The sequence below is a fragment of the Streptomyces sp. NPDC107454 genome (genome assembly GCF_055582885.1).
The window spans coordinates 13,017-26,253 of sequence record NZ_JBVJPA010000033.1 but is presented as its reverse complement, the minus strand read 5'-3'; the positions used below and the strand labels follow the sequence as shown (position 1 = coordinate 26,253).

11 protein-coding genes and 3 pseudogenes are annotated in these 13,237 nt (G+C 68.4%); 8 read left to right on the top strand and 6 right to left on the bottom strand.

From position 1 onward, the window contains the following. Nucleotides 1–262: 262 nt before the first annotated feature. Nucleotides 263–874, bottom strand: coding sequence for a hypothetical protein (locus tag ACZ69M_RS48525; protein ID WP_470060115.1), 612 nt, complete (start codon nucleotides 872–874; stop codon nucleotides 263–265). A gap of 637 nt (nucleotides 875–1,511) precedes the next feature. Then, complete coding sequence (locus ACZ69M_RS48520; protein WP_470060114.1) at nucleotides 1,512–2,939, bottom strand: MFS transporter; 1,428 nt, start codon at nucleotides 2,937–2,939, stop codon at nucleotides 1,512–1,514. Between the two features lie 204 nt (nucleotides 2,940–3,143). On the opposite strand from ACZ69M_RS48520, the pseudogene ACZ69M_RS48515 reads away from it, so the two are divergent. After that, nucleotides 3,144–3,795, top strand: a pseudogene (locus ACZ69M_RS48515) (IS6 family transposase); the annotation flags it as partial. A 377-nt stretch (nucleotides 3,796–4,172) separates the two neighbouring features. Continuing rightward, a pseudogene (locus ACZ69M_RS48510) lies at nucleotides 4,173–4,873 on the top strand (NF041680 family putative transposase); the annotation flags it as partial. Here ACZ69M_RS48510 and ACZ69M_RS48505 read toward each other — a convergent pair. Both ACZ69M_RS48505 and ACZ69M_RS48500 read right to left on the bottom strand, forming a co-directional pair. Continuing rightward, nucleotides 4,779–5,351: a hypothetical protein gene (locus ACZ69M_RS48505; protein ID WP_470060153.1), complete on the bottom strand. Its 573-nt coding sequence runs from the start codon at nucleotides 5,349–5,351 to the stop codon at nucleotides 4,779–4,781. The pseudogene ACZ69M_RS48510 and the gene ACZ69M_RS48505 sit on opposite strands and share 95 nt — an antisense overlap. Nucleotides 5,352–5,468: 117 nt before the next feature. After that, on the bottom strand, nucleotides 5,469–5,702 hold the full coding sequence (locus ACZ69M_RS48500; RefSeq protein ID WP_470060113.1) for a hypothetical protein: 234 nt from the start codon (nucleotides 5,700–5,702) through the stop codon (nucleotides 5,469–5,471). A 707-nt stretch (nucleotides 5,703–6,409) separates the two neighbouring features. Between ACZ69M_RS48500 and ACZ69M_RS48495 the strand changes: the two genes are divergently transcribed. Together ACZ69M_RS48495 and ACZ69M_RS48490 are read left to right on the top strand one after the other, a co-directional pair. After that, on the top strand, nucleotides 6,410–7,141 hold the full coding sequence (locus ACZ69M_RS48495) for a DUF4142 domain-containing protein (protein WP_470060112.1): 732 nt from the start codon (nucleotides 6,410–6,412) through the stop codon (nucleotides 7,139–7,141). 205 nt (nucleotides 7,142–7,346) lie between these two features. Beyond that, nucleotides 7,347–7,834, top strand: a pseudogene (locus ACZ69M_RS48490) (IS5 family transposase); the annotation flags it as partial. 143 nt (nucleotides 7,835–7,977) lie between these two features. On the opposite strand, the gene ACZ69M_RS48485 reads toward ACZ69M_RS48490, so the two are convergent. Then, nucleotides 7,978–8,109 carry a hypothetical protein gene (locus ACZ69M_RS48485; protein ID WP_470060111.1) on the bottom strand — a complete coding sequence of 44 codons (132 nt, stop codon included), beginning with the start codon at nucleotides 8,107–8,109 and terminating at the stop codon, nucleotides 7,978–7,980. A 1,044-nt stretch (nucleotides 8,110–9,153) separates the two neighbouring features. Between ACZ69M_RS48485 and ACZ69M_RS48480 the strand changes: the two genes are divergently transcribed. From ACZ69M_RS48480 to ACZ69M_RS48470, 3 genes are all read left to right on the top strand, one after another. Continuing rightward, on the top strand, nucleotides 9,154–9,642 hold the full coding sequence (locus ACZ69M_RS48480) for a hypothetical protein (RefSeq protein ID WP_470060110.1): 489 nt from the start codon (nucleotides 9,154–9,156) through the stop codon (nucleotides 9,640–9,642). A 398-nt stretch (nucleotides 9,643–10,040) separates the two neighbouring features. Beyond that, entirely contained in the window at nucleotides 10,041–10,238 is a 198-nt protein-coding gene (locus ACZ69M_RS48475; protein ID WP_470060109.1) for a hypothetical protein, read from the top strand. Nucleotides 10,239–10,331: 93 nt separating this feature from the next. Then, the gene (locus tag ACZ69M_RS48470) at nucleotides 10,332–12,476 is read left to right on the top strand and encodes a GDSL-type esterase/lipase family protein (protein WP_470060108.1); all 2,145 of its coding nucleotides are present in this window, start codon (nucleotides 10,332–10,334) and stop codon (nucleotides 12,474–12,476) included. Nucleotides 12,477–12,610: 134 nt separating this feature from the next. On the opposite strand, the gene ACZ69M_RS48465 is transcribed toward ACZ69M_RS48470, so the two are convergent. Next, nucleotides 12,611–12,793 (bottom strand): hypothetical protein, encoded by a 183-nt coding sequence (locus ACZ69M_RS48465; RefSeq protein ID WP_470060107.1) that lies wholly within the window; start codon nucleotides 12,791–12,793, stop codon nucleotides 12,611–12,613. 87 nt (nucleotides 12,794–12,880) lie between these two features. Between ACZ69M_RS48465 and ACZ69M_RS48460 the strand changes: the two genes are divergently transcribed. Further along, a complete protein-coding gene (locus ACZ69M_RS48460; protein ID WP_470060106.1) occupies nucleotides 12,881–13,042 on the top strand; it encodes a hypothetical protein in 162 nt (53 codons plus the stop codon). Nucleotides 13,043–13,237: the final 195 nt, after the last annotated feature.

Here is a 13,237-nt window from a genome sequence, read left to right as displayed (position 1 = left end):
ACCTTGGTCAGTCGACCGCCTCCCCGCGCGGCCGAGAACCGGGCTGGCGCCGGACCGGTCATCCCGGCCGCCGATCAGGACAACCGCCCCGGCATCGGTGCGGTATCGGGTGCGGGTGGCGGCCAGCCCACCGTGCGGCGCGAAGCGGCGCCGGGAAACGGCTTGACGTGGGACCAGTTGTCCCGTCTCAACTGATCGATTCAAGACTGGAGTTGTAACTCGCGACGACCACATCAATTGAGACGCCTGGGTGCCGGAAATCTCAGTTGATTTGGTCTGCTTCCGGGGTTTCGAACTCGTACCAGCTGACACCTTCGCAGTGTGGGGCACGTCCGGTGCGCGTCGACCTCAGCGAGCGGACCGCCAGTACCGTACACAGCGTCGCCATGGGCAACTCGGCGCCCAGGGCCATCGCGACGGCCGTGGTGAACTCGGTGCCCGCTGCGGAGGTCGTCACGTCGAACCAGGCATCGGCGACCAGCAGGGTGGCGGCGGCCGTGGCCGTGAGTGAACAGCGGGGATCCCGGCGCAGCAGCAGCCGGCCGGTGGTGGCCAGGCCGAGCGCCTCGAGCGCGTCGAGTCCCACCCAGGCGGTGGACCAGTGCTGGACGCGGGTGGTGGCCGGCAGGGTCTTCGCGAGGACGACGAGCCAGGGCAGCATGGCGACGCCGCAGCCGACCAGCGCCAGGCCGACGTAGCGGGGCTCGCCCCCGGGCCACCGACGTCGCGGCCACGGCCCGGGAGCGGACGCCGCGTCCCCGGTGTACGGAACTCCGGTCTCCGGGAGCTCCGCGACCGCCCGTCCCGCCGACTGCGGCTGCAGCGGCGCCCGTTCACGACGGGCTCCCGGATCTTCCGCGTGCTGTGCGTCCATCGTGTCATCCACCCCGTTCCTGTGACGTACCGCAGCCGGTCTGCGGCCTGTGGAACAGCCTGGCCGCCGGGCCCGCGACGGTCAGTAACGGCCGGATCCGGATCCGGGGTGGCGCGGGCTTCACCATCGATCCTGAAGTCAGGTACATGGCCCCCGACCCACCTGGGGTTCTACGGTCGGTCCATGACGCTCCCCTCCGTACTCGGGCCACCCGCCCGCCTACTGCGACGACGGGTCAGTACGGCTCGGCAGAACACCGCCTTCCTCGCCGCGGGCGTGGTGCCGCATCTCGCCGCGGCACCGGTGTGGCTCTGGCTCGGGGCCAGGCCGGTGATCAAATCGGTGCACACGCCTTGGGACATCGTTCCCGCGCTCGTCGCCGTCCTCCTCCTGCTCCTCTCGACGTCGTCAAGGGCGGACTTCGCTGCGGCCCACAGAGCCTCGTGCGTCGCGGTGAGGGTGCCGTCGAGCCGGGTCTGGTCGAGAACCTCGGAACCAGCCAGGGCACCGGGTTTTCGCAGCAGGACCTCCAAGTAGTGGTCCAGTAGCAGGCGTTCCTCGCCCCGGCCGGTCAGGCGCTGATGACGGGCGATCTCGGCCAATGCACTTGATCACGAAAGCGCGGGCGGAGCCAGATTCACGAAGGCTCATCACCCATGGGCTTCGGCGGCACGCACAGCCACGCCAGGCCTGCGGCGGTCAGGTAGGCGAGCGCCCCGACGGCCATGCTGGTGCGCAGTCCCGCGTCGTAGTCGGGGGCTGTGGCGAGCAGGGTGCCGCCGAGTGCCACGCCGGAGGCGCTGCCGATCTGGCGGGTGGTGTTGAACAAGGCCGAGGCGGTTCCTGAGTACCCCGTCGGCGCAGCCCCCATCACGGTCGTGGTGGAGCCGGTGAGGGCGAAGGAGGTGCCGAACCCCGCGGCCATCATCGGGGCCACGAGCAGCGGGTAGGCCGGGTCGGTGCCCGCCGCGGCCCAGCCGGCCAGCCCCAGAGAAGCCAGGAGCATACCGGTGATGACCAGCGGGCGATCGCCGGTTCTGTGGGCCAACCGCCCCGACAGCACCGAGGCGAACATGGTCATCGCCACAGCAGGGAGCAGCGCCGCCCCGGCGTCGAGGGCGCTGAAGCCGCGTTGGTGCTGAAAGTCCAGGCTGGCGGTGAACACCATGCCGTAGAAGCCGAAGTTGAACAGCAGGCCGATGGCGGCTCCGCCGCTCATCGCGCGCGAGCGCAGCAGGCTCAGCGGAAGGGCAGGAGACCGGGTCAGCCGCTCGCGGACCACGAACGCCGCGGCAGCCAGCACAGCCAGGCCTGCCCCCGCGAGGACCGCGGGATCGGACCAGCCACGCCGGCCGGCCTCATTGAGCGCGGCGATCAGCAGGGCCACCGCCGCCACGATCGCGCACTGCGCCGGCCAGTCCACGGCCCGGGTTTCCAGCCGTGGTGAGGGTGCCACCCGTCGCAGCGTCAGCACCAGGCAGGCGATACCCACGGGCACGTTGATGAGGAACACCCATCGCCAGCCCACGGTGGAGACGAGCAGCCCGCCGAGCAGGGGCCCGGCGGAAGCCGCGATGCCCGCCATCGAACCCCACAACCCGATGGCCCGGGAGCGCGTGGCCGGAGCCGGGTACGCCTGCTGCAACAAGGCCAGGGAACCGGGCACGATCAACGCCGCGCCCAACCCCTCCAGCAGCCGGGCGGCCACCAGCATCGGGGAGTTCTGTGCGAGCGCGCATGCGACCGAGGCCATGGTGAACACGGCCACCCCGGTGCAGAAGATCCGGCGGTTTCCCAGCCGGTCGCCCAGCGCGCCACCGGTCAGCAGCAGTCCGGCGAAGGCCAGGGTGTAGCCGTCGGTGATCCACTGGATTCCGGTGAGCGAGGCCGACAATTCCCGGCCCACGACGGGCACGGCGACGTTGATCACGGTCACGTCCAGGATCACCATGAAATACCCGGCGCACACCGCCAGCAGCGGCGCCCGGGACCACCGCCCTGAGCCCTGCGCCGTCTCAGGAGGGGGTGTCGGCTCGGCACCGCCGACCGCCTCCGCGAACGGCACGCTCCCCTCTCCAATCCCCTATACGAAGGTCGACAATAAATAGCACAGTAAGGGAAGCATGCCCCACATCATCTCCTTCCGAGGCGTTCGCCACCCCGGGAGAACTCACGTGACAACCGACGGGCCGGCCCATCCCCAACAGAAAGGTCGAGGTGTCAACCGAGCCGAGTGCGGACCCGTCGGCGGCGTCATCACGTCACGTCCTGGCTGTCAGGCCGGCTGCCAGTCGAGAAGCTGATGCTGCAGCGCGGTGCGATCGTCTCTCCTGCGAGACCGTGCGCGGATGGCGTCTGAAGTTCGGGCAGCCCGATGGCGACGGACTGCGCCGCCGCTGGCCCCGCCCCGCACCGCACCGCCCCGGGGGACAAGTGGCACCTGGACGAGGTCTTCGTCAGGATCAACGGGCGGTACGAGTACCTGTGGCGGGCCGTCGTCCAGGACGGCACCGTCCTGGACATCCTCGCCCACAACCGCCGGCACAAGGCCGCGGCCCGGCGCTTTTCCCTCGGGCTGACGAAGAAGACGCGCGCGGTGCCGAGGGTGGTCGTCACGGACAAGTTCCGCTCCCACGGCGCCGCCCACCGCGAGGTCATGCCTTCCGCGGAGCACCGCTCCCACGAGTGAGGGAACAACCGGGCCGACAGCAGCCACCAGCCCACCCGTCGGCGTGAACACGCGACGAAGAGTTTTCGCAGCGTGGCGGAGCCCAACGGTTCCCGCGTTCAGCGGCATCCCAGCCCACTTCCCACCCCGTCGCCACCCGATGACAGCCTCCGGCCACCGCGCCGAGATGACTGTCCGCTGCGCCATCTGGGACCAGACCACCAGCGCTGTCGGCCGACCCACCACGAACTGAACACAGACCCGGACCGCGGCCCGCCATGCCCCGACACACCATCACACACCCACACATCCAACAACCCGACGGCGCCCCTCCACGCCCTCCGGCATACCCCGCCTTCGGCCCGACCTGTAGCGGCCCGGTGTGCACAAGGGACCAGACCACCACCGGCAAGGCGAGATCCCCCGTCGCGTCGCCACCCTCGCGCCGAACCGCAGACTTCTGCGCGGATGAGCCGTGTACTTCCTGCTCGACCAGGCCCAGCACCCAGGGGACTTGGCCTGTCCGCAGTGCCACAAGCCGTCGTTTGGCTACGTCGACGCGCCCGCATCCGCATCCGCCTCCCCGGGACAAGGCCCATCCCACCCGTGCTGGTTCGTAGGCCCGCACGCAGGCTGCGGTCTGACCGGGTGATGCGGCGGCCGACCCCGCCGAGGGTCTACGACCCCAAAGGCGGCCGATCACCGAAGCACGGAGGTGAGTTCGTCTTCGGCCGGCCGGACACCTGAGGCGAGCCTCACGTCCGGACGGTCACCGAGACACAGTGGTACGGCACCGCGGTGGCCACCGCATTCGACCGGCTCCACCCGAGACTGACCCGCGACGCGGCCTGGCTCTCCCACGACACAGCACTCCCGATCACCGAGGGCACCGTCATCCGTCTGCAGGTCTACCGGCTCCCAACCGGTGGTGGGCCCAAGCCGGTCTGGCTGTGGTGGTCCGACACCGACGCGGCCCCGTCGACGCCGACCGGCACTGGCACCGGCACCGGCACCGGCACCGGCACCGGCATGCCTTCCTACGTCGTTTCGATCTGGAACACACCTTCAGGACGATCAAGCAGACACTCGGCTGGACCCGGCCGAAGCTCCGCGATCCCGAAGCCGCGGACCGCTGGACCTGGTTCGTGCCAGCGGCCCACACCCCATTACGGCTCGTCCGCGGCCTGACCGCCGACGTCCGACGCCCCTGGCAACGCCTGGCCTTGCCGAACAAACTCACCCCTGCCCGGGTCCGGCGGGGATTTCGAAACCTCCGCACGGCAGGAGGGAGGCAAGCTTGCTCTCGGCGTTCACTCTCTCCGTGCTCCGGTAATCAGGGTGACGTCCGAATCGCTGGACCAGCTGGGCGAAGCCTGGCTCCGCCATTTCGCCCCGGTCTGCGGGAACAGTGCTCTCGTCCAGCGGGAGAGGGCCGCCGTCCGATCCTTCCCGGGCCACCGCGACGAGCAGGGGCAGGCCGGCGAGTGCTTCGAAGTTGGCGGTGGAGGCGTATCCGTAGTCAGCAAGCCATGCCTGGACCTCGTTCGTGATCCCGCCCGCGATGCAGTCGCGTTGACTCTGCGTGACCATGGAAACGAGAGCGGTCATGCCGGAGGGGCTGCCCTGAAGTCCGATTGCAAACAGTAACTGGTTGCACGCACAGGCGAGTTGCAGGTTCCAGCCCTGCACGTAGCCTCCGCGTTTGCTGAGCATCAACCGCGAGTCGGGATCACTCAGGCGGGCACGGGACTCCGGCGAGGGGACCGGCCGCGGATTGCGGGCTCGCTCCAGCCAGGCCCGCGCCTTCACCAGCCGAGCCTGCTGCCGGACGAGGACGTTTTGTGTTCTATCGAGACCGGCGGGCGGCCGTTCGCCCCGCGGCGGCCTGCTGGTAGGTCTGTTTTCCCGCCCGCGCTTCGTATTTCCTCAGCTTCTCCTGGTGAGTCGTGCTCTCCGCGGCCAGACGCTCCTCCGCTCTGTCGCTTCAACCTTGATCCTTACGGTGTCGCTCTCGGTTCCTTCGAAGTCGTCGGCTTCAACGGCTCCCGCATGCTCGAGTGGATCCCCCAGCAGCGTGTCGATCTCGTCCTCGCACAGGAAGATGACCGTCTCAAAGCGATGCGAGCGCTGGTTGGAGTCACGGGATACGTTCGCGTCCATCGGAGCCGTCCACGGCCACTGCCGAGAGATCCATCGGACCGCGCCGGCCGCACAGCGCGAGCACCGACCAATTCGAAGGGCAACTACAGGAAGCATCTGGCATGCTGAGCCCGTGAAGAGCCAACGCAGAAAGGCTGATGCCGCGTAGACGGCCATCCCAGCTCCGCGCCGCCAAGCCCGGCCGGAGCCACCGATCGCTCGCACATCGCGAGCCGGGTCTAGCCCGCGCTTCCAGCACGCTCGCCGCAGCGGTCGCTCTCTTGGAACACCAGCGTCTATGGCCCGGCGCGGTCGCACAGGCCCTGCGGCAGTGGTCGCGCACAGCCCACCGGCCGGCGCTCGTCCTCTCCGGCGGCTGCGGCTGCCCGCTGTGCAATCCCTTCTACTCGACCGACGAACGCGCGGTACTCGAACTCGCTCTTCACGCGCTCCCGCCGCGACCGGCCCGTGAACTACGACGCGCAGTCGAACCACTCGATGATCTGTACCTCTCACGAAGCTGGCCCGACCCCTTTGCTCCGTCCGACGAGGGATGGTGGGCACGCCGAAGCTGGGGTTGACCAGCTGTCCAAGGCTCCCGCGCGAGATCGAGCGGCTGGGTGGACGTTAGACGACTAGTTGAACCTGAACGGCGCCGCGCACGTAATTCTCTTCGTCCGCCCCATCCAGGCGATGACGGATCGACGGATTTCTTGACAGCAGGAGGAATGGTGCAGCGTTCGCTGAACATGGTGGGCGGTATCTTCGTAGGGGGCGCGCTGGCCCTGACACTTGGCGCGCTGATCTACCCGTCGATGCTCGGAGTTGACACCGTGTCGACCTCGAACGACCGGATCATCGCCAACACCCAGTGGGGGCCGTTGACCGAGGGTGACCGGGCCTTCGTGGTGGCGGTGCGCGCTGCCGGTTTGTGGGAGCACCCGGTGGGACAGATCGGGCTCCAGAAGGGACAGAGCAAGGGGGTCCTCACCGCCAGTCAGCACCTGATCGACGGGCACGCGGCGCTGGACGAGACCTGCCGCAAGATCGCGCCGATGCTGAACGTGACGCTGCCCAACGTGGCCAGTCCGCAGCAGGAAGGGTTCGTCACCACCCTCAAGGCGGACAGCGGCAAGCAGTTCGACATCGACTTCGCCAACATTCTTCGCCAGACGCACGGTTCGATCTTCAACACCGTGGCAAAGATCCGCTCGACGACGAAGAACACGCTGGTGCGCGCCCTGGCCGACCAGGCCAATGACACCGTCCTGGATCACATCACGGTGATGGAGAAGACCGGCCTGGTCGACTTCGACACCACGCTGTTCAAGCAGACCACGCCGCCGAAGCTGCCCAAGTCGGACATGACTCCGCCGGTCCCGCCCGCCGGCCAGCCCCCGATCGTCCTCCCTCCGCCGCCGAACCCCACGTCCACCCCGGTGGACCTGGCCCGGCTGTGAAGGGCCAGTCCGCCAACGGCAGACAGGCGCGTTTCTCGCATCTCCCGACGTGGGTGGGGTGTGGGGGTAAGGCCGGTTGTACGGGGTGTGGGGACCTGGCGAATGCGGAGTGGGAACGGCTGATGTCGTTCTTGCCTCGTAGTGATGCGTGTGGGGTGGTGGAGTGATCACCGTCGGGTGATCACCGTCGGGTGATCACCGTCGGGTGATCAACGGGGTGCTGTACTGGGTGCGCACGGGTGTGCAATAGCGGGATCTACCGGAGCGTTCGGGCCGTGGGAGACGGTCCATGAACGTCATCGCCGCTGGTCAGCTGAGGGAACCTGGGCGATGCTGCTGTCGCGCATCCAGGCTGCCGAGGACGCTGTGGGCGGCATCGACTGGGACGTGCCGGTGGACTCGAGAGCGGTGCGGGCTCACCAGCATGCAGCCGGCGCGAGGAGAGCGCCCCTGGCCGCGGTTGTTGAAAAAGGGGGCTGGGCGGGGGTCGAACCAGGCCGATCCAGTGCTGGGGAAACTGAACGTCCAGCTGGAGAAGGCGGTCAGAGTGGCAGGCGTCTGGACGGTCCCGCGGAGGCTTCACCACCAAGAACCATCTCGCCGCCGAAGGGGCGCTGCCGACCTCTCGCCTTCGTCCTGACACCCGGACACTACGGTGACGGCCCCCAGCTCGAGCGGGTTCTCGAGCAGGTTTCCATCCCAGGTCGAACCGACCGCCGTACAGAGGGCGTTCTGGCTCCGCGACGACCGGATACTGGACGGTGACGCCTCTTACCTGAACGTGAAGTAGCCGCCGGCGGCGGGGCGGGTGCGTGTGAGCCGCCCTGCCGCCGGTCTCACGTCCACAGCTGGATCACGAAGCGCTCGAAGAGACGGTAGGCATCGAGCTCTTCCTGGGGGTCTTCCTCTTGAGGGCCCACCCACACACGCGCCCAGTAGGGGCCCGGCACCGGAGAGTTCATACTCATCTGCCTGCGGCTCCTGCATCAGGCAGACAAGCTGGATCCGCTCCGACTCAAAGGAGACGGAGCTCGGCTCCCCCATGCTTGCGAAGGCCTCTCCATACGGCTATCAGACGGCGAGTCCCAGAGCTCCACCCTCACTCTGGCCCTTTGGTCTTCCAGATCGGATGCAACCACTACGGACCCTTCGTGGGCCAGGAACGCCGAGTTGTCCGGGATCCGCGAGAACGGCTCCTCCCTCTCCGGATCGGTGTCGCCCAAGGCGAACAAGTGCCGTTCCACTCGCACGACCGCCGTGAACGAGTCCACCAGCCCCACTTCAGCCTCCTGCCACCGAACGCTGCGCGAGTATGCCAAGGACACCAAGCCGGCCAGCGTCTGGGATGGACCCAGCACCTTCAGAAAGGGGTGAACTCCTCAGCCACTGACCTTTCGTTGGCGGCCGCAGTCAGCTCTCCCCGGTACACGATGGCGTCGACGGTGGGAACCCTGGCCATGCTGCCCATGCCGAAGCACCAGGGCCCGCGGTGTGCGCTTGTGGTCGTGGACGGACACCAGGCCGAGCGTGCTCGTCGGCACACCGGCGTAGACGCCTTCGCACACCGGGCACTTGGCCCGGGGACACCTCCGGACGCTGCCCCTGCTCGCCGGCCACGCCGACCCAGTAGGGCCGCGCGTACAAGGCCGGGTCGACGTCGCGCTCGTCGACGTAGCCAAGGCCCTCGACCGTCTTCTGCGTCGGTAGGGGCAGCACGGCACAGATCTTCGTCGAGGAGCACCACCGTGCGGCCGTCCGGCCGCTCCCGGCCGCGCGCGATCTGCGACTTCGGGGCTTCGACATCCTCCCGCTCGCAGACGACCTCTGGTGCCGGATGGACCGTCCTCGACGATGAGTTCCGGGTGGTTCCTGTCGCAGATCAGTGGCTGCAACTTGTTCGCTTCGGCCGGAGCCGGGCGAGTTGACGACGCGGTCGTACGCTGGCGCGGCAGCGTTCTGTTTCCGCTGGTACCAGGCGACCGGGCCGGGAGTGGCCGGAGGCGGCCCGGGACATGGGGCTGTTCGTGGCATTGCTGCGCTACACCCCGTCACACGTGGATGGCGAGCCCGGACCGGTGATGGGTGGCCCGGGGATGCGGGCGGTGCGGCACGAGCGAAGGGTCAATGGTGTGCTCGCGGCTGTGCCGCGACTGATGTCGTACGCGGTGTCGGCGGATGCGCCGCCCCGGTCGGTGCTGGGGCTGATCTATGAGCTCGCGGGCGGCCAGGACCTTCCGGAGGAGGCCAAGGACGAGGACACAGACCTGTATTACCGGCTGCGGGCACGGCATCGGCTGCAGGAGCCGCATGCGGATGCCGACCGGGCCTGGTCGAAGTCGGAGAAGGAGTGGATCCAGCCCCTGGACTTCCTCGTGGTCCAGGGTTTCGACCAGTACCTGGATGAGCGGTACGCGATCCTCGGAGCGGGCGGCCGTGACTTCCTGCTGGTGAGCCTGTCCCGTGAGCAGGTAGGGGGCGATCCAGCCGGAGGCGAGGGGTGAGCTGTTCGAGCGGCTGGGTCGGCGGGCGAAGCTGTCACGGAAGGTGCCTCCGCACATGGCCCGGCGCGCGCTCGGCAGCTACGTCGCGGACGCGGGCGGGTCGTGGGACGAGGTGCAGATGCTGCTGGGCCAGTCCCATCCGTTACCTGTTCGTCGATGCCCCTCGGTACGTCAACTTCGCCTGGAGCAGAGGGAGTTGGTCGCCGTGTCACGCCGTCAAAACCTCTCTGTCATCCGGGGTGTCCACTCTTGACAGGGACATCACAAACCATATTCACCACCGTTTCTCCGTTGCCTCACGGCCACCCCCCAGGAGCCCCCTTGAAGAGACCAGTGACCCCCAACACGCCCGCTCCGCGTCCATGCGGGCCCAGTGAGCCGGGAGCGGGGTGCACGGGGTGCTGACAGCGCGTCTCGGGCGACGCGACACTCGCCCACGGCAGGGCTGGCGCCGATGGCTGACGCTCCTGATGGTCGGCACCCTGCTCAGCCTCGGACAGATCGCCCTGGCCCCGCACGCGAGCGCCGCCGACATCCCCACGCAGGACCAGGTGCGGGCCGCGCTGAAGAGCGCCCCAGGCAGCAACCTGTTCTGAACCGGGCGGGAAGGCTCCTGCGAGAGTGAGAAGGACGGGGTCAAACCGCTCGCCGAGAAGTTCGCGCGCGAGCGCGGGCAGGAGACGCTGGAGATGCGTCTCGCGGACGCGGGCCTCAAGATGCCGCCGTTCGACACCCCGGACAACAACGCCAAGGAGATCTGGCGGTTCGCCTCGGCCGAATTCGCCCGGCAGACCTCCGACCAGGCGTGGGTGATCAAGGGCAAGTGCGTACGGGACGGCAACACCTGGGAGACCCGGGAGCTGCCCGAGCTGGAAAACAGTGGCAAGGTCAAGTGCATCTGGCAGATCAACGCCGGCGACCTCGCCCACGAGACGCTGATCTGGAACGCGTGGTGGTGGGGCAGCACCTGCAAGAGCCAGGTGCACCTGCACAACAAGGCCGCGCTGGGCTGCGTCGCGTTCGACGAGCAGGACATCGAAGAGGGCTTCAAATGGGCGCACTTCAACGAGCCGATGCACGACAGCTGGAGCTCTCTGTACGGCTGGTGGTACATCGGCGGTGAGCCCTGGTTCGGCAAGCGTGACTCCAGGATCGATCCCGACGCCTACGGATACCAGTATTCGATCGAACCCGATGACAGCGGTCCGTCGAATCCCAGCTACCACGTGAACCATTCCGACAGGCTCATCGCCTGGTTCCTGCACGCCAGTGACAAACGGCCGTACCTCATCCAGATCTACAACTACTCGGGCGGCTACTCCCCGTCGCGGCCCGAACGGTACAACGACGTCTGCAACTTCGAGACCGGGCTCAGGACCACGGACGTGTCCACCTCCACCGAGCAGTGCGGCTCGGCGGACGGCAAGACGTGCAATGTGATGGTCGTCGGCGACTCGATCAGCAACGGGTACGAAGGCGACAACACCTGGCGCTACCGGCTGTGGGAGTGGTCCCGGGACCAGAACTGGCAGGCTCACTTCGTCGGACCGCTGACCGGGACCGAGAAACAGCAGGACGCGCACGGACCCCAGGCGCCACCGCTGGTGGAGAACGCCCAGGACCCGCCACCGGCACAGCCCGACCCCGCGCAGTTCACCGGCGCCTACGCCCAGACCGACGACCCGGCCTTCGTGCAGGGCGATTCAGGCCACTACGCCATGTGGGGCCGCACCCTGGGAGCGGACGTGGGCACCATCGAGCTGGTCATGGCCGCGCAGGGCGCCCAGGGACATCTGCCCGACGTGCTCCTGGTCGAACTCGGCTTCAACGACATCGGCTGGCAGGGTGCCGGCGCCGGGCTGGTCGCCACCATGAAGAAGTTCGTGGACAACGCCCGCAATGCCAACCCGAATGTGAAGATCGTGCTCGCCAATGTCCCGCAGCGCACCACACTCGGCGACGCCAACCCACAACTCCCCCATCGCACAAGGGACTACGACACCGCTCTCGCGGCCGCGGCACCCGACTGGTCCACCCCCGCCTCACCGGTGGTGATCGCCGACATCGACAAGGCGATGGGCTGCGATCCGTCCTCCAAGACCTGCGCCACGGCCTACGACGGCCTGCACCCCAACCCGCTCGGCGAGTACCGCATCGCCTCCGCCTTCGGCATCGCCCTGCACGACGGGTTCGGCATCGGCACCTCGGAGCCCGAGGCACCGGCGAACGTCCCCGACCGGCAGGTGACCACACCCACCGGCCTGGTCTTCGACGGCACCAAGCAGGGCGTCACCGTCACCTGGGACAAGATCGTCGGCGCGCACAGCTACGACGTGCAGTGGCGCGAAGTGGTTTCCCGCTCCGAGAAGCCCTGGGAGACGGCCGTCCCGTCGGCCGGGTTCAACCGGTGGGACCTGCCCTGGCAGTTCAGCTTCCAGCCGGTCGACGGCCATCAGTACCAGGTCCGGGTACGGGAGGTCGCGGGCGACGCCGACGGCCTGAAGTCGCCCTGGTCGGAACCGGTTTCGGGCATCGCCCACCCGACCACACCCAAGCCGCCGGACAAGGTGACCGCCGCCGTCGCGGGGCCGGGCGAAATCGACGTCAGCTGGACCCCGGTGTACGACGACTCCCTCACCCGCTACGCCGTCTACGTCTACGACACGGACACACCGTTCGTCTTCGCCAAGGTCTACGGCTACGCCCCGACGGTGAACCCACTGCGCCGCATCACCGGCCTGACCCCCGGCCACCATTACCAGGTGTACATGTGCAGCTGGAACGCGTCGGGCGAGGGGATGCCGCACATCGCCGAGGGAACGGTGATGCCCTGACAGCGGGCGCTGCCGCCCACCGTGAGCGACTGTCTCGGAGATGAGTGACGGTCCGAACGGAAGGAGTCACGGGCGCGTGCCCGCTACGCGTGAGCGTACGCCCGTGACTCCGCGCAGGCGTGGTGCGAGGCGGCTCAGTGCAGCGGGATCTCGCCCACGTGGACGGCATGGAAGGCCCGCTCGACGGTCTTCTGGTTCTCGCCGACCGGCGCGACGGCGACCGGTACTGCGGTACCGGTCAGCGGATCCCCCGCTCCAGCCGTGGCGCCACACCTGTTGCACACGAAACGGTCGCTCACACTGGCGCTGAGCGGCACCGGCTCTTTCCCTCACGCCTCGCGCCACACTCCCAGCCCCAGAGAAGCGCCGTCACTGGCGTGGACCTGGTGGAAGCCGGATCCGACATGGCGCAGAGGCATACAGGTCGCGCCTGTACCTCGTTCGAGAAGGCGGGCGCCCTGCTCCGCCAGAAGTACGTGAAGCCCGGCTCGGCGACTGGTACTCCGCGCTCACCCGTCGGCCGCCACGTACGGCATCCCGTCATGGGCCTGGCGATCACCTTCTGATTCCGGCGCCCCCGACCGCCCTGCGACCCAAGGTGTCGAGGTGTTCCGTACGCGTCGGGAACAGTTGGTCCGGTCGGCACTGTTGCATCGACCGAGGGACCGGCGCCGCACGGTCGGGGAACACGGAGACCACAAGGTCGTCGCCCCGACAGGAACCGGGCCCTCGGGATCGCGGTACGCCCGCCGCGCACTCGG

What these genes read in the sequence shown, in the direction of transcription:
- ACZ69M_RS48525 (WP_470060115.1), bottom strand. Translation starts at nt 874, where the DNA reads ATGGACGCACAGCACGCGGAAGATCCGGGAGCCCGTCGTGAACGGGCG.
- ACZ69M_RS48500 (WP_470060113.1), bottom strand. Translation starts at nt 5,702, where the DNA reads ATGGACGCGAACGTATCCCGTGACTCCAACCAGCGCTCGCATCGCTTT.
- ACZ69M_RS48495 (WP_470060112.1), top strand. Translation starts at nt 6,410, where the DNA reads ATGGTGCAGCGTTCGCTGAACATGGTGGGCGGTATCTTCGTAGGGGGC.
- ACZ69M_RS48485 (WP_470060111.1), bottom strand. Translation starts at nt 8,109, where the DNA reads ATGAGTATGAACTCTCCGGTGCCGGGCCCCTACTGGGCGCGTGTGTGG.
- ACZ69M_RS48480 (WP_470060110.1), top strand. Translation starts at nt 9,154, where the DNA reads ATGGGGCTGTTCGTGGCATTGCTGCGCTACACCCCGTCACACGTGGAT.
- ACZ69M_RS48470 (WP_470060108.1), top strand. Translation starts at nt 10,332, where the DNA reads ATGCGTCTCGCGGACGCGGGCCTCAAGATGCCGCCGTTCGACACCCCG.
- ACZ69M_RS48460 (WP_470060106.1), top strand. Translation starts at nt 12,881, where the DNA reads ATGGCGCAGAGGCATACAGGTCGCGCCTGTACCTCGTTCGAGAAGGCG.